This is a genomic window from Paralimibaculum aggregatum (genome assembly GCF_030270585.1).
GTDB classification, from domain to species: Bacteria; Pseudomonadota; Alphaproteobacteria; order Rhodobacterales; family Rhodobacteraceae; genus Thermohalobaculum; species Thermohalobaculum aggregatum.
In genome coordinates, this window is the sequence record NZ_BSYI01000018.1 from 52,315 (window position 1) to 71,356 (window position 19,042).

Sequence of the window (19,042 nt, forward strand, 5' to 3'; positions counted from 1 at the left end):
CTCAGCTCCCGGCCGCTTTGGTGACGACGCTGACGCTGCGGCGGTTCTGCGACCAGCAGCTCTCGTCGGAGCAGAGCGCCACCGGGCGCTCCTTGCCGTAGCTCACGCTCGAGAGCCGGCCCGGCGCCACGCCCTGGCTGATCAGGAAGCTGCGCACGGCATTGGCGCGGCGCGCGCCGAGGCCGAGGTTGTATTCCCGCGTGCCGCGCTCGTCGGCATGGCCCTCGATCACGGCGGTGGCGCCGGGGTTCTGCGCCAGCCAGGCGGCCTGCCTGACCAGCGTCGCCTGCGCCGGGGCATCGAGATCGTGCCGGTCGGTGTCGAAGAACACCCGGTCGCCCACCACCACGTTGAAGTACTCGACGGAGGTGATGTCGGAAATGCCGCCCGCGCCCGCCGTCGGGTCGCCGCCGCCGGCACCGCTGCCGGTTGCGGGACCCGCCTCGTCCGAGCTCGAACACGCGGCCAATGACGCCAGGGCCGCGGCCATTACCAGTCTCGTGAAAGTCTTCCGGTGCGTCGCCATGACTGTCCTGCCTCTCAGGGATTCAGTTGGGATTGCAGTTCTTGTCTCTCGTTCAGGCCCGCCCCGCTGGCCCCCGTCTCCCGCGCCGCGCAGTATCCCTGCGCAGCCGCCGGGCCGCAAGGGCGCCCGATGGCGGGCCCAGTCACCGCTCAGGGCAAGAGCGCCGACCACGCGGGGTCGGAGGCGGCGTTCGGGGTGGGGACGGGCCGCAGGTTGCGCCCGCTGACATCGATCGACATCAGCCGCGGCGCGCCGTTCTGCCCGGGGCTCTCCTGCATGAAGGCGATGACGCGGCCGTTCGGCGAGAAGCTCGGCCCCTCGACGAGGAAGCCGGCGGCGAGCAGCCGCTCTTCCGAGCCGTCGGCCCGCATCACGCCGATGTTGAAGCGCCCGCCCTGGATCTTGGTGAAGGCGATCAGGTCGCCCCGCGGCGACCAGACCGGCGTGCCGTAGCTGCCTTGGCCGAAGCTGATCCGCTGCGCCGGGCCGCCGATCGACGACATCACGTAGAGCTGCTGGCTGCCGCCGCGATCCGACTCGAAGACGATCCGGTTGCCGTCCGGCGAGAAGGAGGGCGCGGTGTCGATGCCGGGATGCCGGGTCAGCCGGCGCAGCTGGCGCCCGCCCAGCGTCAGCACGTAGAGATCGGTGTTGCCCTCGAGCGAGAGCGACAGCGCGACCTCCGTGCCCGCCGGCGAGAACCGCGGCGCGAAGCTCATGCCGGGAAAGTTGCCGAGCCGCTCGCGCGCGCCGGTGGCGATCTCCTGCATCCAGATCTCCGGCTGCCCGCGATCATAGGAGATGTAGAGCACGCGGCGGGAATCGGGGGAGATCCGCGGCGTCAGCACCAGCCCATCGGCGCCGGTGAGATAGCGAACATTGGCGCCGTCCTGGTCCATCAGCGCGATGCGCTTGCGCCGGCTGCCCTTCGGCCCGGTCTCGTCGACGAAGGCGATGCGGCTGTCGAAATAGCCGCCCTCGCCGGTCAGCGCGGTGTAGACCTGATCGGCCACCTTGTGCGCGAGCCGGCGGCGCGCCTCCTGGTCGGCCAGCAGCTGCAGCCCGGCGAGCTCGGTCTCGGCCACCGTGTCGAAGATGCGGAACTGCACCTGCACCCGGCCGTCGGCGGCGCGCATCACCCGGCCCGTCACCAGCGCCTGCGCGTCGATGGCGCGCCAGTTGGCATAGGTCGGCACCGTGTCGAAGGGCAGCGACGCCTCGATGAAGGCGGCCGGCGAAATCAGCCCGAACAGCCCGGAGCGCTCCAGATCGGCCTCCAGCACCTGGTCGATCTCGGCGGCGACCGCGGCCAGGCCATCCCCGGCGGCGAAGGGCATCAGCGCCGTCGGCAGCGGCGCGAACTCCGCGCCCTCGATGCGCAGCTGCAGCGGCGGCGCCTGCGCCGCGGCCGGGCCGGCAGGCACCAGCCCCGTGGCGATGAGCGAGAGGAGGAGTGCGGCGCCCGCACGGGCAAGGAGATGTCTCATGAGCTGAATCCGGCTCCATGGGGAGTGAATGTCACGTGGATGCGCTGCCAGGCGGAGAACTTCTCCCTCGGCAGCTTGGCGAAGACCCGGCCCTGGCTCGCTGCCCGGATCAGCGCGCGCCGGCCGGCCTGGAACAGCGCCCGCTGCGCGCCCTGGTCGCCGCCGCGGGCCTCGACGAGCTCGGGCCCCTCGACGATGCTGCCCGCCGGGTCGAGCGCGATCGCCACCGTCACCTCGAGGCTGCGGTCGGCGCGGCTGCCGGCATAGGTGAAGTATTGCTGGATGCCGAGCCGCAGCGCGTCCTTCTCGCCGCGGCTGACCTGGCTGGCGAAACGGCTGGCGCCGGCGGCCCGCGGCGGCGTCGGCTCGGCGGCCTGGCGGGCAGCAGGCTCGGGCGCCGGCTCCGGCGAGGGTTCCGGCGTCGCCGCGGCCTGGCGGGTCTCCTGCGAGGCGGCGGAGGCGGCGGCGACCTCGGCCGGGCGTGCCACCGGCAGCCGGGCCTCGCGCGGCGCCGGGCCTTCCGGCGCCTCCGGTTCCTGCGCGACCTCGGCCTCCGGGGTCTCGGTCTCGTCCGGTTCGGGCTCCGGCGCCTCGGCCTCGGCGGGCGCAGGCTCCGGATCCGGCGGGCGCTCGGGCCGTGCACCTGGCACCGGCACGGGGCGCGAGGCAAGCGGCTGCACCGGCTCGGTGGCGGGCGGGCTCTCGGGCACCGGCGCCTCGGCCGGCGGGGCATCGGGCACCGGGATCTCGGCGATCGAGGGGCGCACGGCCTCGGTCGGCACCGTGGTCGGCGGCGGCGGGCTGGCCAGCACGGGCAGGTCGGGGCGCGGATCGGGGGGCGCCGCGGCCACGGGCCCGAGCTCGCCCCGCTCCGGTGCGGTCTCTGCCGGCGGCGCGGGCTGCAGCGGCGGGGTCTCCGCCAGCTCGGGCGCCACCGGCCCATCCGGCGCATCGGAGGGGCGCACCGGGGCGGCGGAGAGCATCGCGTCGAAATCGGCGCCGTCGATGACCGAAACCTCCGCCGTGATGAACTGGGCCGGCTCCTCGCGCGCGGCGAAGAGCGGGCCCACCAGGACCGCCAGGAGGAGCCCCAGATGCAGCGCGCCCGAGGCGATCAGCCCCTCGCGCATGCCGCCGGCACCGGTCTCCACGAGATCCGCCTCCGTGCCGGTCTTCCCGGCGGCCTGACGCCTGGCGCGACGCATCACCCCGCGTCCTCTCCCTCCGGCAGCCCCCCTGCCGGCTGGTCGTGCACGAAGGTGATCTTGAGGAAGCCCGCGCGGTTCAGCTCGGCGATCAGCCAGGAGACCCGGCCATAGTCGATCCCCGCATCGGCGCGGAGATAGATCGTGTCGTCCTCGCGGGCGGCGCGGATCGCGGCGAGCTTGGGCAGCAGCTCGGCCACCGGCACCGGCTGGTTCTGGATCGAGAAGCCGCCGCCGGCATCGACCGTCACGGTGAGTGGCTCCTCCTGCGCATTGGGCAGCGGCGGGGCGTTGGTCTCGGGCAGCTCCACCGCGACGCCGACGGTCAGCAGCGGCGCCGCCACCATGAAGATGATCAGCAGCACCAGCATCACGTCGACGAAGGGCGTGACGTTGATCTCGGACATCGGGCGCAGCCCCTGGCCCTGCCCGCGGGTGCGGGCGCCGCGCGCCTGGCCGACGCCGGCCCCCATCAGTGCATCCCCATCGCGGCGGGCTGGGCCATCGGCGTCTGGCTGCGGTCGATCTCGCGGGCGAGCAGGGTGGAGAACTCGTCGGCGAAATTCTCGAGCGAGGCGCTCACCCCCTCCGCCATGGCACCGAGGCGGTTGTAGCCCACGGTCGCCGGGATCGCCGCCAGCAGCCCGAGCGCCGTGGCCAGCAGCGCCTCGGCGATGCCGGGCGCGACGACGGCGAGGTTGGTGTTCTGCGCGATGGCGATGCTCTCGAAGCTGTGCTTGATGCCCCAGACGGTGGCGAAGAGCCCGACGAAGGGCGAGACCGCCCCCACCGTCGCCAGGAAGGCCAGCCGGCTCTGCACCCGCTCGCCCTCGCGCGCGATGGCCACCGCCATGGCCCGGTCGAGCCGCGCCTGGGTGCCCGCGAGGATGCTGCCATTGGGCAGGAAGGAGCGCCGCCATTCCCGCATCCCCGCCACGAAGACCCGCTCGATCGGGGTGCGCGGGCGGGCGCCGACCCGGTCGAACAGCTCGTCGAGCGACTGGCCGGACCAGAAGTTCGCCTCGAAGGCGCGAGTCTGCCTGGTCAGCCGCCCGAGCGCCAGCGCCTTGGAAAGGATGATCGTCCATGACCAGAAGGAAGCCGCCAGCAGCAGCAGCATCACCGCCTGCACGATGGGCGTCGCCCGCCAGAACATCGCGAGGACCGAGAAATCCACCGCCTCGGCGCGCGCTGCTCCCAGCGATGACGGATCGGCCGCCTGCGCAGCAGCCAGCGCGGCCAGGGTTGTCACACCCGCATAGTCCATGACCTGCTCTCCTCGACCGCGGCGTCCCCCGGCCCGGTTCTCACGCAGCGCGCCGCTGGCCCCTGTATCCGGGGCGATTTGCACATTCAGCACGCAAGGAACCGCTTTTCTAAGGCTCCCTTTTAACGATCTGCGGCGAAACGGTCCAGAGCCTCGCCGATCTCGGGCGGCAACCGGGTCGGCCGGCCCTCGGCGGTCATGCAGGCGAGGGAGACCCGCGCCTCGGCCAGCAGCGCCGCGCCGCGCAGCACCCGCTGGTCCATCACGATGCGGGCGGCGCCGCGCCGCGCCAGTGCGGTCTCCACGGTCACCTGGTCGTCGAACAGCGCCGGGCGGCGATAGTCGATCTCGACCCGGGTGACGACGAAGACGAGGCCCGCCTCGGCCTTCAGCCGGGACTGGTCGACGCCGAGCATCCGCAGCGCCTCGGTGCGCCCGCGCTCGAGGAATTTCAGGTAGTTGGCGTAATAGACCACGCCCGCGAGGTCGGTATCCTCGTAATAGACGCGGATCTCCATCCGGTGGATCATGGGCCCTCCCCTTCGGCCCCGATGCGGGCGGCCAGCGCCGCGGCATGGGCCGGGTCGAGGCTCGCATCGGGCAGTTCCGGGTCATAGGCCGCGCGCAGCACCGCTGCAATCTCCGGGCGCAGGATCACCCGACCGCCCTCGAGCAGCGCCACCGGGCTCTCGGAGAGAAATGCCCGGTCGGACCAGAGCAGCATCCCCATCGCCGCCTGCGAGAGCGCCAGCGCCGGCAGCGGCAGCCGGGCGAGATCGTCATCGACACACAGAAGCGTGATGCAGAGGCGGATCGCGCCGCGCCCGTCGAAATCGAAGATGCGGTACTGGTTGGCCCCGGTCGCGCCGAGGACATCCGCCAGCCGGTCGAGATCGGGCACCAGCCGCGGCAGGCCGCGCACCTCGCGCAGATCGGCCCAGCGCTCGGCGAGAAAGACGAGCGCGTTCGCGCCAAGCTCCCGGTCCTCCGCCGCGACCCCATGCGGCGAGAGCGCGGCGACGGCCCGCAGCGCCTCGGTGAGCGCGCGCTCGGCCTCGGGCGCGGCGCCGAAGATCGCCGGCACCTGCGGCCGGCCCCAGCGCGCGAAACGGTAGCCGCCCCCGGAGCGGGTGAAGAACGCCCGGACGCGGGCTTCGCCGGGTGCCGCCGCAGGGGTCACTCGGCCGCCGCGAGCCGCGCGCGCATTGCCGCCGGCAGCTCCTCCGGCGCGCCGCCGAACAGCCGCACCGGATGCCCCTCGGAGAGAATCGCGGCAAAGGGCCGGCCGGTGGCGATCTCGATCGCCAGCAGCCCGCGCTCGTCGCCGCAGTCATGCGCCATGCAGCCCTCGGCGATCACCGCGCCGTCATGCGTTCCGGCGGCCGAGGCCACCATCAGCCGACGGCGCAGTTCCGAGAGATCCGCCCGCCCCATGATCTGCAGGAAGCGCAGCCGCTCGCCGGCCAGATCGAGGATCTCCGAGGGATGGGCGCCGTCCCAGCGGGAGACCTCTTTACCAGGCCCTGCCGCCGCCGCGCCGAACTCGTGCTCATGCACCGCGATCTCGCGCAGCCGGGCGCCGTCATAGCTGACGATGCGGCGCGTCAGCCCCGGATCGGCGGTGCGAAAGGCGACCGAGAGGCCCTCCGGCCCCGTCCGCACCCCGCCGATGAGCCCGAGGCAGGAGCCGAACTCCGGCGTCACCCGCACCCGGCCGGCCGCCGCGCCATGCACCCATAGATAGCGCCCCGTGCAGGCATTGCCGCCATCGCTCAGCTCGACCAGCGCGGCATCCCCGCCGCCCGGCAGCGCGACGATCTCCACCACCGTGACATAGGGCGCCGAGGCGCCGGGCACCGGCCGTCCGCCCCGCATCAGGCGCATCTGCAGCCCCGGATCGCCCTCGAGCCCGAGCTCGCCGAAGCTGGTGGCGATCGGGCCGGCCCCGGCGGGAGCAACGGCGAGCAGCACAGCGGCGAGACCGGCCAGCGGCAGGCGCATAAGGCGGTGACGACATGGCATCGCGGACCCTCCCGGCAATCACTGGACGGTCCCACCCTGCCGCGCCGCCCGGCGCCGCACAAGCACGCCGCCGGGCTCAGTCGTCCTCGAAGAGCCGCGGCTGGGGCTCCGGCGGCCGCGGCGGCGCGAGGCCCAGATGCCGCCACGCGCCCTGGGTCAGCACCCGGCCGCGCGGGGTGCGCGCAACCATGCCGGCCTGCATCAGATAGGGCTCGATCACCTCCTCGATGGCGTCCCGCGCCTCCGAGAGCGCCGCGGAGATCGTCTCCACCCCGACCGGCCCGCCGCCATAATGCTCGGCCAGCAGGGCGAGATAGCGCCGGTCCGCCCCGTCGAGCCCCAGGCTGTCGACGCCGAGCCGCGCCAGCGCCCGGTCCGCGAGCTTGCGCGTGAGCCGCCCGCCCGCCTCGACCTGCGCGAAATCCGCCACCCGGCGCAGCAGCCGCCCGGCGATGCGCGGCGTGCCGCGGGCGCGCCCGGCGATCTCGGCCACCCCGTCGGGCTCGGCCTCCAGCCCCATCAGCCCCGCCGCCCGGCCGACGATCTGCGTCAGCTCCTCGCGCGTGTAGAACTCGAGCCGGGTCGGGATGCCGAAACGGTCGCGCAGCGGCGTGGTCAGCAGGCCCAGCCGCGTGGTCGCCCCGATCAGCGTGAAGGGTTGCAGCCCGATCCGCACCGTGCGCGCCGCCGGCCCTTCGCCGATCACGAGATCGAGCTCGAAATCCTCCATCGCCGGATAGAGGATCTCCTCCACCACCGCCGAGAGCCGGTGGATCTCGTCGATGAAGAGCACGTCGCGCGCCTCGAGATTGGTCAGCACCGCAGCGAGGTCTCCCGGCTTGGCGATCACCGGCCCCGATGTCATGCGAAAGCCCACCCCGAGCTCGCGCGCCACGATCTGCGCCAGCGTGGTCTTGCCGAGACCGGGGGGGCCGTAGAGCAGCAGGTGGTCCATCGCCTCGCCGCGCTGGCGGGCGGCCTCGACGAAGACCGCGAGATTGGCCCGCGCCTCCGCCTGGCCGGTGAAATCCGCGAGCCGCTGCGGGCGGAGCGCGCGCTGCGGCTCGTCCTCGGCCTGCGGATCGGGGCGCAGGATCGGGTCGGGCTCGGCCATCGGCTCAGCTCTCGGGCGCGAGGCTGCGGAGCGCGGCGCGGATCAGATCCGCGGTGCCGCTGCTGCCGTCGCGCCCGGCCTCGGCAACCGCGCGGGCCGCCTGCGCGCGCTCGTAGCCGAGATTGAGCAGCGCCGAGAGCGCATCCGCCGCCGCCAGCGGGTCGTCCTCCTCCGGCGCCGGGGCGGTGTCGGCGAGCGGCACCGCCGGGGCCACGGCGGCGGCTGGCGCCGCCGTCCGCCCCGCCTGCGCGCCGAGCGCCATGACGCTCGCCGCCTTGTCCGCCAGCTCGTTCACGATCCGGTTGGCGAGCTTGGGCCCGACGCCCGGCGCCGCCTTCACCGCCGCCGCATCGCCGAGCGCCAGCGCCCGGCTCACCCCCTCCGGCCCGAGCGCGTCGAGGATCGCCAGCGCCACCTTGGCGCCGACCCCCTGCACCGAGGTCAGCAGCCGGTGCCATTCCCGCTCCGCCACCGTGCGGAAGCCGATCAGCTGCAGCAGATCCTCGCGCACGATCAGCTCGGTATAGAGCGCCGCCGCCTCGCCGGGCTGCGGCAGCCGCGCCAGGGTGCCGGGCGCGCAATGCACCATGTAGCCGACGCCGCCAGCCTCGATCAGCACGTGATCGGCGGCGATGTAGTCGATCCGCCCGCTCAGCTTGCCGATCATCAGCGCACCGCCGCGGCGCGCCGGCCCGCCGCTCCCGCCGTCCAGGCATGGCAGATCGCGATCGCCAGCGCATCCGCGGCATCCGGCGTGGCCGGAACGACGCCGGGCAGCAGCATCTTCACCATGTGGGCCACCTGGTCCTTGTCGGCATGGCCGACGCCCACCACCGCCTTCTTCACCGCGTTGGGAGCGTATTCCGCCACCGAGATCCCGGCCCGCGCCGGCACCAGAAGCGCCACCGCCCTGGCCTGGCCGAGCTTCAGCGTGCCTGCCGCATCGCGGTTGACGAAGGTCTGCTCCACCGCCGCCGCATCCGGTTCATGTGCCGCGAAGACCGTCTCCAGCGCGTTGTAGAGCCGGGCCAGCCGCACCGCCAGCGCTCCCTCGCCGGAGCGGCAGACCCCGTGCGCCACCGCCGCGAGGCGCTGCCCCTCGGCTTCGACCACCCCCCAGCCGGTCTGTCTCAGCCCCGGATCGATCCCGATCACGCGCATTGCCGCTCTGCTCCTCGCCTCCGGCATGTCGCCGCATGCCGGCAGGTTTCACCCAACCGTAGCAGCCACGACACGTTTTTTTCACGCCTAGCACGAAAGGGGAACGGCCGCCAGCCCGCGGGAGGCCGGAAATCGCCTGAAAGCGACATTCCGCCATCTGCATCCGACCGCCTGTTACCGCAATGCAGCATTTGCTGGAAACGCAAGCAAGCCATGCAGTTATAGCAATTGAGATATTGCCCTGCGCGGTCCATTTCCCTGCCTGACGGCGCCGGGATGGTCCCGGAAGCCAGCAATGGACGAAAAGCGACAGCGCCATGACCATCATGCCACACCCGGCCGGTCAACAGCCCCACCTCCTCGCCCGGCTCGCCGCCTGGATCGAGGGACTCCGCACCGCCGACACCCTGCGGGCCATGAGCCCCGATCGGCGCGAGGATCTCGGCCTCTCCCTGGCCGATATGGGACGCCTCGGCGCCTGAGCTCCAATCGGCCCGTCCGGGCCGGCCGCAGTCGAATCCCGATCCGCCGCCTTGCCCTCCCCGGGGCCGGCGGCGCCCGCATCTCCGGTGCCTCCCCCAGGGCGCCGGAACCCGTTCCCTTGCGCCTCGCGTTCCCCCGCGCTGCGCACTCCACCGACCAGAGGACATCGCCATGACCGACAATGTTGCCAACCGCCTGCCCTTCGGGGCGATCACTGCCCACACCGTCGTCCGCTTCGGTTCCGACCTGCTCGAGCGCATCGCCGAGTGGCGCCGGGTCCGCGCGACCGCGTCCGAGCTGCGCCGCCTGAGCCCCGAGCAGCTCAAGGACATCGGCCTGACCTCGGACGAGGTCGACAACTTCGCCCGCCGCGGCCGGTGGTGATCCGCCGCTGAGCGGCACTTTCCGCCGGTGTACCGAGGGCCCGCGCGTGACGCGGGCCCCGATGCCGCGTCACGCGATGCGATGCGCCGCGCGCGACAGGGCAAGGCTCGTCCAGCCCGCCCGCGAGACGCTCGCGACCGGGGTCATCCCCACCCCGCGATAGACCGCGAGCACCCCCGGCGCCTGCGCATCCAGCAGGCCCGAGAGCACCGCGATGCCCTCGTGCGACATGTGCTGGGCGATCTCCGGCGCGAGCCGCTTGAGCGGGCCCGCGAGAATGTTGGCGAACACCAGATCATAGGGCGCCGTGCGCCGCAGCACCGGGTTGCGGAAGCCCGGCGCGCAGGCGGTGACCAGCGCGGGCGCCAGCCCGTTGGCCCGGGCATTGGCGCTGGCCGTCGCCACCGCGACGGGGTCGATGTCGCCCGCCACCGCGAAGACATGCCAGAGCCGCACCGCCGCCATCGCCAGCACACCGGTGCCGCAGCCGATATCGGCCACGCGCCGCGGCTTCAGCCCGGCCCGTGCGATGCGGTCGAGCAGCAGCAGGCAGCCCTGTGTCGTGGCGTGATGGCCGGTGCCAAAAGCCATTGCAGCCTCGATTCTTAGCCCGATCTTCTGAGGCGGGATGCGATGCGCGTCATGGCCCCCGTGCACGACGAACCGCCCGGCCTCGACCGGGCTCAGCTCGCGGCGCACCTGAGCCACCCAGTCGCGATCGTCGAGCCGGCTGACGGCGAAGGGGCGCGCCCCGAAGGCCGCGGCCAGCAGCATCAGCGAGGCCTCCGGCGGCGGGCCCTGGAAATAGCCCCCCACCTCCCAGAGGCCGCTGCCGTCCTCGACCTCGAAGACGCCAACCCCGGTCGGGCCGGGCTCGACCTCCTCGAGGGCCGCGCCAAGTGCTTCGGCCGGCCCGCGCCCCGGCAGTGTGGTGATGGCGGTGTAAGTCGCGTCATTCATGGTCTGGCCCCTCCGCCGGGCCCGATTATGCCAGAAAGGTGATGCATTTCCGCCGTCAAGCCGCTACTTTGCTCGATGTGGGACCATATCTGAGCAAAAGCGAATCGGAGGCGCCAGATGCCTGGAGTGCTGACGTTTAAGTTTTCTCGGCGTTGGGGGTGTCAAGCGGGTGTCACCCGCGATTTTCTCGGCAACAGCGCCGGAACCATGACGATCCAGATGCTTATCCTGTCGATCCTGCTCTTCGGGACGACCGGCATGGTGCTCGATTCCGGGCGCATCTACCAGATCCATTCGAAGATGCAGTCGTTCGCGGACCAGGTGGCCCATGCGGCGGTCACCGAGCTCGACGGGGAGGAAGACGCCATCGCGCGGGCCTGCCAGGTGATGAACGGCTTCGAGACCGCGCAGGCGCTGATCACCGATTTCGACAGCGGCGGCCAAGAGTTCGAGATCGAGAGCCTGACCTTCTACTCGACCTTCGATCCCGACACCGACGGCTCGAAGACGCAGCCCGACATCAGCAGCGCCTGGGGCGGCGCCCTGAGCGCGAGCTGCGACGATGTGGGCTCCTCGGATTCCGGCACGCAGACCACGCTGGCCACCGCGAGCGAGTCGGCGCGCTATGTCGTTGCCCATGTCCGGGCGGTTGAGATCGACAGCTTCGCCGGCGCGATGTACCGCATCATGCAGGGCTTGGCGCAGATGATCGGCGTCTCGCCGCGCACCGATCCCGGCTCGGCGCGGATCGACGTGGTCGCCGCCGCCAACCTGGTGCAGGACACCTGCGTCGACGTCACCACGCTGGTGATGTGCAACCCCTACGAGGGCACCGGGTCGGACTACGAGACGCTCCTCGACAACGGCGACATCGACGGGCGCACGATCATGACCTTCGCCAGCGCCGATGGCGGCGCGGGCAAGCCGATCGGCAGCGAATCGCCCTTCGGCTGGCAGGTGCGCAACCAGCTCTTCGAGCTTCGGGACCCGGTGAACGGCGGCCTCGCCTGCGGCGACAGCACCACCGTCGGCAACATCTTCCCGGGCGTCGACAACGCGTTCGCGACCTCGGTCTGCCGGATGGCGCAGAAGCCGCAGCGGGTCTGCTATGGCGACGAGATCGAGATCGCCCCGGCGGAGGCCCGCACCGTGGTCGCCGCGCTGAACACGACCTTCGACCTCTACAACTATCCCTTCGACTACGACGCCACCGACGGGCTCACCTATGACCCGACCTACTCGGTCAACGGCTCGCCCGCAGGCCAGTATTTCGAGCCGGATCTCGACGTGCTGATGGCCTGGGAGGAGATGCGCACCGACTACGACGAGACCAACGAGCGCCACGCCACCGCGAGCACCACACCCGGCGGCATGTCGATCTACTACGACCATCTCGACTACGAGCAGCCGGGCTATCAGGGCATTCCGGCGCCGGGCTACACGCTGAACGGCTTCGGCGGCATCACCGGGCATGACTGGGGCTATCACTCCTGCCATCTCGGCACCCAGCAGGCAGCGCTCGGCCAGACCGGCCCGACCCCGTGCACCATCCCCTTCGTGGGCAACAGCCAGACCGCCTCCAGCGCGAGCATGGACTCGATGCTCGACGCCTATGATCCCGGCGGCGGCGGCTCCGGCGGCCTCGGCGGCGGTCTGGGCGGCGGGCTCGGCGGTGGTCTGGGCGGCGGTCTGGGCGGCGGCCTCGGCGGCGGCGGCAGCGGCAGCACCGTCACCATCCCCGCCTCGGTCGACACCTGGTACGAGTTCTACGCATGGGCCCGGCTCAACGAGTCGACCCTGGCACCGGACGGGCATGGCGCCGAGGACATGTCGATGACCTATGCCGGCGTCTTCGACAGCTCGACACCGCCGATGAACCACAGCGGCGCCAGCGAGATCTACAACGCCAACAGCACCACCACCTCGCCCTATGGCTCGGCCAGGGCCTCGGAGGACGTCATCGTCCGCCCGCTGGAACACGCGGCGCTGCTGAACGGGCAGACCATCACCCGGCCGGACGGCTCCACCTCGGTCTGCAACTCGGCCGATCCGGAGACCTGCCTCGCCTATCCCAACGACGGCGACCCGGAGCATGAACGCCGCCGGTTCCGCAGCATCATCATCGACTGCCAGGCGGCGGTGGATGGCGGTGTCGACTCGACCTCGGGCAACTATACCGCCCCGGTGCTCGGCACGGTCGACTGGTTCCTGCCGCGCCCGGCGACGATGTTCTGCGGCTATCTCGATCCGGACGATGCCGCCGACCGGGCGATTCTCGACAGCCTCGTGCTGGACGGCACGATCGGCAGCGCCACCACCGATGTCGTGGAGCGGCTGGACTGCGACAACAGCACCGGCGCCGGCGGGCTCGACGAGGTCCGCGTCTACATGGAGCTGATCGGCGAGGGCGAGGTACTCGAGCGCTTCACCCCGCAGCTCACCCAGTAGCAGGCACAGGCGGCGGGCTCACCGGCCCGCCACGGACGACAACGGGGCGCGCCGGCAGCACGGCGCGCCCCGTTGCATGTCGACCGCCGGGCCGCTTCAGGCGCCGAGCCCCTCCGGGCAGCTGACGCCGGTGCCGCCCACCCCGCAATAGCCGCCGGGGTTCTTCGCGAGATACTGCTGGTGATAGTCCTCGGCGTAGAAGAATTCCGCGGCGGGCAGGATCTCGGTGGTGATCTGGCCATGGCCGGCCCGCGATAGCTCGGTCTGATAGCCCGCCTTCGACGCCTCGGCCGCCGCGCGCTGGCCATCGTCCATGGTGTAGATGCCGGAGCGGTACTGCGTGCCGACATCGTTTCCCTGGCGCATGCCCTGGGTCGGGTCGTGCCCCTCCCAGAACAGCCGGAGCAGCTCGGCATAGGAGATCCCTGCCGGATCGAAGACCACCAGCACCGCCTCCGTGTGCCCGGTCTGGCCCGAGCAGACCTCGCGATAGGTCGGGTTCGGCGTCTCGCCCGCCACATAGCCGACCGCCGTCACCCAGACGCCGGGCCGGGTCCAGAACTTGCGCTCCACGCCCCAGAAGCAGCCCATGGCGAAGACCGCGCGCTCCAGCCCCTCCGGAAAGGGCCCCTTCAGCGGCCGGCCATTGACGAAATGCATCTCGGCGGTGGGGATCGGCTCCGCCCGCCCTGGCAAGGCGCGCCCCGCCGCCGGCACCTCCGGTTTCCTGAACAGTCCGAACATCGGCTCCTCCATATGCCTCTCGACCAGAGATATGGCGCCGCGCCAGCGCCGGCAATCAATCCTGCGTGGGCCTGGCGATGCGCCGTGGTTCACCCACAAGAAATAGGTGAACAAGTCAGGAACACCCCCTTTCCCTAGCACCGCGCCCGCGCTACACTCCGCGCATGGCTGGCTACGAATTCGACGAGGCAGAGGCCTTCGGGGCCTTCGATGCCCGCCCGCTCTCCGAACGCGCGGCGGCGCCCCCGCCCTATCTCGACGGGCTCAACCCGGCGCAGGCCGAGGCCGTGGAGGCGCTCGACGGCCCGGTCCTAGTGCTCGCCGGCGCCGGCACCGGCAAGACCCGGGTGCTGACCACCCGGCTCGCGCATCTCATCCACACCCGCCGCGCCTTCCCGAGCCAGGTGCTCGCGGTGACCTTCACCAACAAGGCGGCGCGCGAGATGAAGGAGCGCTGCGCCGCGCTCCTTGGCGGGCCGGTGGAGGGGCTGCCATGGCTCGGCACCTTCCACGCGATCTGCGTCAGGATCCTGCGCCGCCATGCCGAGCTGGTGGATCTGAAATCCAACTTCACCATCCTCGACACCGACGACCAGATCCGCCTGATCAAGCAGATCCTCTCGGCCGAGGGCATCGACGACAAGCGTTGGCCGGCCCGGGTCTTTGCCGGGCTGCTGGATCGCTGGAAGAACCGGGCGCAGCGCCCCTCGCAGGTGCCGGCAGACGAGCTCGGCTTCGCCAACGGCCGCGCGGGCGAGCTCTACATCGCCTACCAGGACCGGCTGCGCACGCTGAACGCCGTGGATTTCGGCGATCTCCTGCTGCATGTGCTCACGATCTTCCAGCGCCATACGGACGTGCTAGAGCAGTATCAGCAGCGCTTCCGCTACATCCTCGTCGACGAGTACCAGGACACCAACATCGCGCAGTATCTCTGGCTGCGGCTTCTGGCCCAGGCGCATCACAACATCTGCTGCGTCGGCGACGACGACCAGTCGATCTATGGCTGGCGCGGCGCCGAGGTCGGCAACATCCTGAAGTTCGAGACCGATTTCCCCGGCGCTCGGGTCGTGCGGCTGGAGCAGAACTACCGCTCGACCCTGCATATCCTGGCCGCCGCCTCCGGCATGATCGCGGCCAACCAGGGCCGGCTCGGCAAGACCCTCTGGACCGAGGCGAACGAGGGCGAGAAGGTCCGGCTGATCGGCCACTGGGACGGCGAGGAGGAGGCCCGCTGGATCGGAGAGGAGATCGAGGCGGCCTCCCAGGGCAGCCGCGGCAACCCGCCGCTCTCGCCCGACGGCATGGCGATCCTGGTGCGCGCCTCGTTCCAGATGCGCGCCTTCGAGGACCGGTTCCTCACCATCGGCCTGCCCTACCGCGTAGTCGGCGGCCCGCGCTTCTACGAGCGCATGGAGATCCGCGATGCGATGGCCTATTTCCGCGTCGCCGTCAGCCCGGACGACGACCTGGCCTTCGAGCGCATCGTCAACACCCCGAAGCGCGGCATCGGCGACAAGGCGATGCAGGCGGTCCAGGGCCTCGCCCGGGCCGAGCGCATCCCGCTGATCGACGCCGCGCGCACCTGCGCCGCGGGCGGGCACGGGATGACCAAGCGCGCCGCCGCCTCGCTGGGCAAGCTGGTGGAATGCTTCGACCGCTGGCACGCGCAGGTGCAGGCCGGCGTGCCCTCCCATGTCGAGCTGGCGCAGATCATCCTCGACGAGGCCGGCTATACCGCGATGTGGCAGAACGACAAGTCGCCCGAGGCGCCGGGCCGGCTCGAGAACCTCAAGGAACTCGTCGGCGCGCTGGAGGGGTTCGAGAACCTGCAGGGCTTCCTCGAGCATGTCAGCCTGGTGATGGACAACGAGAGCGAGGATGGCAGCCCCAAGGTCTCGATCATGACGCTGCACGCCGCCAAGGGGCTCGAATTCCCGCTGGTGTTCCTGCCGGGCTGGGAGGACGGGCTGTTTCCCTCGCAGCGCTCGATGGACGAGAGCGGGCTCGAGGGGCTCGAGGAGGAGCGCCGCCTCGCCTATGTCGGCATCACCCGGGCGCGGGCCCATCTCACCATCTCCTTCGCCGCCAACCGTCAGACCTATGGCCGCTGGCAATCCGCGCTGCCCTCGCGCTTCATCGACGAGCTTCCCGGCGAGCATGTCGAGGTGCTGACCCCGCCGGGGCTCTATGGCGGCACCCAGGCGGCGGCGATGCAGGCCGGCACCGGCTCGCAGCTCGAGAGCCAGGCCGCGCGGGCCGACAGCTACAATTCGCCCGGCTGGCGCCGCTTCGCCGCCCGTGGCCGCGATCGCCCGATCGCCCAGCCGCAGGAGGCGCGCGCGCTGGTGATCGACGCCGAGGCGAACCCGGCCTTCGAGCCCGGCACCCGTGTCTTCCATCAGAAGTTCGGCTATGGTCAGGTGACCGAGGTGGAGGGCGACAAGCTCACCGTCCGCTTCGAGAAGGCGGGGGAGAAGAAGGTGGTGGCGGCCTATGTGACGCGCGCGGAGAACCAGTCGCCCCCGGACGGCGCAGCCGTCCCGGACGTGCCTTTCTGAGCCACCCGGCGCATGTACGACATCCGCCCCGTCGCTTCGGTCATCGGCCGGCTGACCGCGGTGCTCGGGGCGACGATGATCCTCGCCGCCATGATCGACGCCTATAGCGGGCACGAGAACTGGCGCGGCACCGGCTTCGCCGCCTTCCTCACGCTGACCGCCTCGAGCGCGGTGGTGCTGGTCACCCGGAGCGCCATCGAGGAGCGGCTCTCGCGCCAGCAGGCCTTCCTGCTGACCACCCTGGTCTGGGTGGTGCTGCCGGTCTTCGGCGCCCTGCCCTTCCTCTACGGGCCGGCCGACACCCCCTACCGGCTCGACTTCACCGATGCCTATTTCGAGGCCGTGTCCGGGCTCACCACCACCGGCGCCACGGTGATGTCCCAGCTCGACACCGCGCCGCCGGGGCTGCTGTTCTGGCGCGCGGTGCTGCAATGGTATGGCGGCGTGGGGATCGTGGTGTTCGCCATGGTCTTCCTGCCGGCGATGAAGATCGGCGGCATGCAGTTCTTCCGCTCCGAGAGCTTCGACATCGGCACCGACATCCTGCCCCGCGCGGCCGAGGTGGCGGGCCAGCTCTTCTGGATCTATCTCGCGCTCACGGTGGGCTGCGTGCTGGCCTATTCGGCGACCGGCATGGAGGCGTTCGACGCGATCTGCCATGCCATGACCACCGTCTCCACCGGCGGGCTCGGGAACTACGACACGAGCTTCGCGGGATTCTCCGCCGGCGCGCAGTATGTGGCGGTGCTGTTCATGATGCTGGCGGCGCTGCCCTTCATCCGCTTCATCGAGCTCTCCAGGGGCCGGGCGCGGCCGATCGTCCGCGACCGGCAGGTGCAGGGCTTTCTCGGCGTGGTCCTCGTGGTATCGGGGCTGGTGATGCTCTGGCTGCTCTTCGAGGGGCGCACGGATGTCGAGGCGGCGTTCCGCGCCAGCCTCTTCAACATCACCTCGATCACCACCGGCACCGGCTATGCCTCGGCGCCCTATGACAGCTGGGGCGGGCTGCCCATCGCGCTCTTCTTCACCGTGGCGCTGATCGGCGGCTGTGCCGGCTCGACCTCCTGCTCGGCCAAGGTGTTCCGCTACCAGATCCTGTTCGCCGCGCTGATCCAGCAGATCCGCCGCATCCACTCGCCTTCCGGCATCTTTCCGCTGCGCTACGACAACCGCGCGGTGGAGCCGGAGGTGCTGTCCTCGGTGATGGCCTTCTTCTTCGTCTTCGTCACCGCGCTCTCGGTCTGGGCGATCCTGCTCTCGATGTTCGGGTTGCCGGCGATCACCGCGATCTCGGGCGCGGTGGCGGTGCTGGCCAATGTCGGCCCCGGTCTCGGCACGCAGATCGGGCCCTCGGGCAACTATGCCGACCTGCCGGAGGGGGCGAAATGGATCTGCTCGATGGGCATGCTTCTCGGCCGGCTCGAGTTCATCTCGGTGCTGGTGCTGCTGACCCCCAGCTTCTGGCGCCGCTGACCCTGCACCGCAGCCTACCTTAAGCCCTTTGAATATTTTTCTAATTCTCTTTCGCGCCCGGGCGGGTCATAGCTGTGGTCGAGGTATGTCGGGATATGCCGACATGTCGGCCGGACACTCTCCCAGGGGTTCGGTTCTTGCGCTGGAGCGGCCGGAGGGTCGCTCCATTTTTTTCGCGCATGAATTGCGGCCGGGTTGTAAGATCCGTTTAACACCGCTTAGATCGAACCCATGGCGCACCCCAAATCCCTCACGCTGAAGCAGCTTCGCGCGCTCGCCGCGATCGTCGAGACCGGCTCGATCACCGCGGCGGCCGGCACGCTGCACGTGACCCCGCCCGCGGTCTCCACCCAGCTGAAATCGCTGGAAGAAGGCGTCTGCGCGCAGGTGCTCAACCGTGGGCCCGACGGCAAGGTGAGCCTCACCCCGATCGGCCGCGAGCTGCTCGGCACGGTGCAGAAGATCGAAACCGCGCTGTCGCAGTGCTTTGCCCGGATCGAGGCGATGAAGGCGGGCATGGCGGGCTATGTCTCGATCGGCGTCGTCTCCACGGGCAAGTACTTCGCCCCCGGTCTCGTCGCGCGGATGAAGGCGCTGCTGCCGGATGTCGAGATCGGGCTCAAGGTCGGCAACCGCGAGGCCATCGTCGAGGCGCTCGCCCGCGGCGAGGTCGAGCTCGCCATCATGGGCCGCCCGCCGCAGGAGCCGCCGGTCGAGGCCGAGGTGCTGGGCGAGCATCCCTACATCATCATCGCGCCGCCGGACCATCCGCTGGCGCTGGCCGATGACATCCTGCCCGAGGCGCTGCTCGAGGAGACCTTCCTCGGCCGCGAGCAGGGCTCGGGCACCCGCATCCTGATGCGCCGCTATCTCGACCGGATCGGCGAGGGCCGGCCCTATCGCATGGTCGAGATGGGCACCAACGAGACCATCAAGCAGGCGGTGATGGCCGGGCTCGGCCTCGCGGTGATCTCGGCACATACGGTGGTGCCGGAGCTCGAGGCCGGGCGGCTGGTGATGCTGCGGATGGAGGGATTGCCGATCATCCGCCACTGGTATCTCGTGCGCCCGGCGGAGGCGAAGCTCTCGGCGACCTCGGCGGCCTTCCGGGATTTCCTGATGCTGGCGAACGGGGACTATCTCCCCAAGGTGCCGCGCCCGCTCCTGGTGGAGCGCTGGGAGGACATGCCGGTCTGACCGCCGCCCA

At 71.1% G+C, this 19,042-nt stretch carries 19 protein-coding genes; 6 read left to right on the forward strand and 13 right to left on the reverse strand.

The annotated features are described in order from the left end of the window. Window position 1 precedes the first annotated feature (1 nt). The 11 genes from pal to ruvC all read right to left on the reverse strand — a co-directional run bounded on the left by pal (window position 2) and on the right by ruvC (window position 8,782). A complete protein-coding gene (gene pal / locus QSJ97_RS12650; protein ID WP_285672136.1) occupies window positions 2-490 on the reverse strand; it encodes a peptidoglycan-associated lipoprotein Pal in 489 nt (162 codons plus the stop codon). Between the two features lie 185 nt (window positions 491-675). Further along, window positions 676-2,013 carry a Tol-Pal system beta propeller repeat protein TolB gene (gene tolB, locus QSJ97_RS12655; protein ID WP_285672137.1) on the reverse strand — a complete coding sequence of 446 codons (1,338 nt, stop codon included), beginning with the start codon at window positions 2,011-2,013 and terminating at the stop codon, window positions 676-678. Beyond that, on the reverse strand, window positions 2,010-3,218 hold the full coding sequence (locus QSJ97_RS12660; protein WP_285672138.1) for a hypothetical protein: 1,209 nt from the start codon (window positions 3,216-3,218) through the stop codon (window positions 2,010-2,012). Before QSJ97_RS12660 ends, tolB begins: the two co-directional genes overlap by 4 nt. Next, a complete protein-coding gene (locus tag QSJ97_RS12665) occupies window positions 3,218-3,691 on the reverse strand; it encodes an ExbD/TolR family protein (protein WP_285672139.1) in 474 nt (157 codons plus the stop codon). Before QSJ97_RS12665 ends, QSJ97_RS12660 begins: the two co-directional genes overlap by 1 nt. Beyond that, window positions 3,691-4,374, reverse strand: coding sequence for a protein TolQ (gene tolQ / locus QSJ97_RS12670; protein WP_285672177.1), 684 nt, complete (start codon window positions 4,372-4,374; stop codon window positions 3,691-3,693). Before tolQ ends, QSJ97_RS12665 begins: the two co-directional genes overlap by 1 nt. Before the next feature lie 233 nt (window positions 4,375-4,607). Beyond that, a complete protein-coding gene (gene ybgC / locus QSJ97_RS12675) occupies window positions 4,608-5,015 on the reverse strand; it encodes a tol-pal system-associated acyl-CoA thioesterase (protein ID WP_285672140.1) in 408 nt (135 codons plus the stop codon). Beyond that, window positions 5,012-5,665 (reverse strand): hypothetical protein, encoded by a 654-nt coding sequence (locus QSJ97_RS12680; protein ID WP_285672141.1) that lies wholly within the window; start codon window positions 5,663-5,665, stop codon window positions 5,012-5,014. Before QSJ97_RS12680 ends, ybgC begins: the two co-directional genes overlap by 4 nt. Continuing rightward, the gene (locus QSJ97_RS12685) at window positions 5,662-6,507 is read right to left on the reverse strand and encodes an Ivy family c-type lysozyme inhibitor (protein ID WP_285672142.1); all 846 of its coding nucleotides are present in this window, start codon (window positions 6,505-6,507) and stop codon (window positions 5,662-5,664) included. Before QSJ97_RS12685 ends, QSJ97_RS12680 begins: the two co-directional genes overlap by 4 nt. Before the next feature lie 76 nt (window positions 6,508-6,583). Next, entirely contained in the window at window positions 6,584-7,621 is a 1,038-nt protein-coding gene (ruvB, locus tag QSJ97_RS12690; RefSeq protein ID WP_285672143.1) for a Holliday junction branch migration DNA helicase RuvB, read from the reverse strand. A 4-nt stretch (window positions 7,622-7,625) separates the two neighbouring features. Continuing rightward, window positions 7,626-8,288, reverse strand: a complete 663-nt coding sequence (gene ruvA / locus QSJ97_RS12695; RefSeq protein ID WP_285672144.1) for a Holliday junction branch migration protein RuvA — start codon at window positions 8,286-8,288, stop codon at window positions 7,626-7,628. Next, entirely contained in the window at window positions 8,288-8,782 is a 495-nt protein-coding gene (ruvC, locus tag QSJ97_RS12700) for a crossover junction endodeoxyribonuclease RuvC (RefSeq protein ID WP_285672145.1), read from the reverse strand. The genes ruvA and ruvC overlap by 1 nt, the downstream gene beginning before the upstream one ends. A gap of 317 nt (window positions 8,783-9,099) precedes the next feature. Here ruvC and QSJ97_RS12705 point away from each other — a divergent pair, with 317 nt between their 5' ends. Beyond that, entirely contained in the window at window positions 9,100-9,264 is a 165-nt protein-coding gene (locus QSJ97_RS12705) for a hypothetical protein (protein ID WP_285672146.1), read from the forward strand. A gap of 172 nt (window positions 9,265-9,436) precedes the next feature. After that, entirely contained in the window at window positions 9,437-9,649 is a 213-nt protein-coding gene (locus QSJ97_RS12710) for a DUF1127 domain-containing protein (RefSeq protein ID WP_285672147.1), read from the forward strand. 69 nt (window positions 9,650-9,718) lie between these two features. Here the strand turns inward: QSJ97_RS12710 and QSJ97_RS12715 are convergent, their stop codons facing one another. Further along, window positions 9,719-10,609, reverse strand: a complete 891-nt coding sequence (locus tag QSJ97_RS12715; RefSeq protein WP_285672148.1) for a 50S ribosomal protein L11 methyltransferase — start codon at window positions 10,607-10,609, stop codon at window positions 9,719-9,721. 207 nt (window positions 10,610-10,816) lie between these two features. Between QSJ97_RS12715 and QSJ97_RS12720 the strand changes: the two genes are divergently transcribed. Continuing rightward, the gene (locus QSJ97_RS12720; RefSeq protein WP_285672149.1) at window positions 10,817-13,057 is read left to right on the forward strand and encodes a TadE/TadG family type IV pilus assembly protein; all 2,241 of its coding nucleotides are present in this window, start codon (window positions 10,817-10,819) and stop codon (window positions 13,055-13,057) included. Between the two features lie 96 nt (window positions 13,058-13,153). On the opposite strand, the gene msrA is transcribed toward QSJ97_RS12720, so the two are convergent. Continuing rightward, window positions 13,154-13,801: a peptide-methionine (S)-S-oxide reductase MsrA gene (gene msrA, locus QSJ97_RS12725; protein ID WP_285672150.1), complete on the reverse strand. Its 648-nt coding sequence runs from the start codon at window positions 13,799-13,801 to the stop codon at window positions 13,154-13,156. A gap of 164 nt (window positions 13,802-13,965) precedes the next feature. On the opposite strand from msrA, the gene QSJ97_RS12730 reads away from it, so the two are divergent. The 3 genes from QSJ97_RS12730 to QSJ97_RS12740 all read left to right on the forward strand — a co-directional run bounded on the left by QSJ97_RS12730 (window position 13,966) and on the right by QSJ97_RS12740 (window position 19,032). Next, window positions 13,966-16,362, forward strand: a complete 2,397-nt coding sequence (locus tag QSJ97_RS12730; protein WP_285672151.1) for a DUF3553 domain-containing protein — start codon at window positions 13,966-13,968, stop codon at window positions 16,360-16,362. Window positions 16,363-16,374: 12 nt separating this feature from the next. Further along, window positions 16,375-17,835: a TrkH family potassium uptake protein gene (locus QSJ97_RS12735; protein WP_285672152.1), complete on the forward strand. Its 1,461-nt coding sequence runs from the start codon at window positions 16,375-16,377 to the stop codon at window positions 17,833-17,835. 231 nt (window positions 17,836-18,066) lie between these two features. Continuing rightward, a complete protein-coding gene (locus QSJ97_RS12740; protein ID WP_285672153.1) occupies window positions 18,067-19,032 on the forward strand; it encodes a LysR family transcriptional regulator in 966 nt (321 codons plus the stop codon). Window positions 19,033-19,042 lie beyond the last annotated feature (10 nt).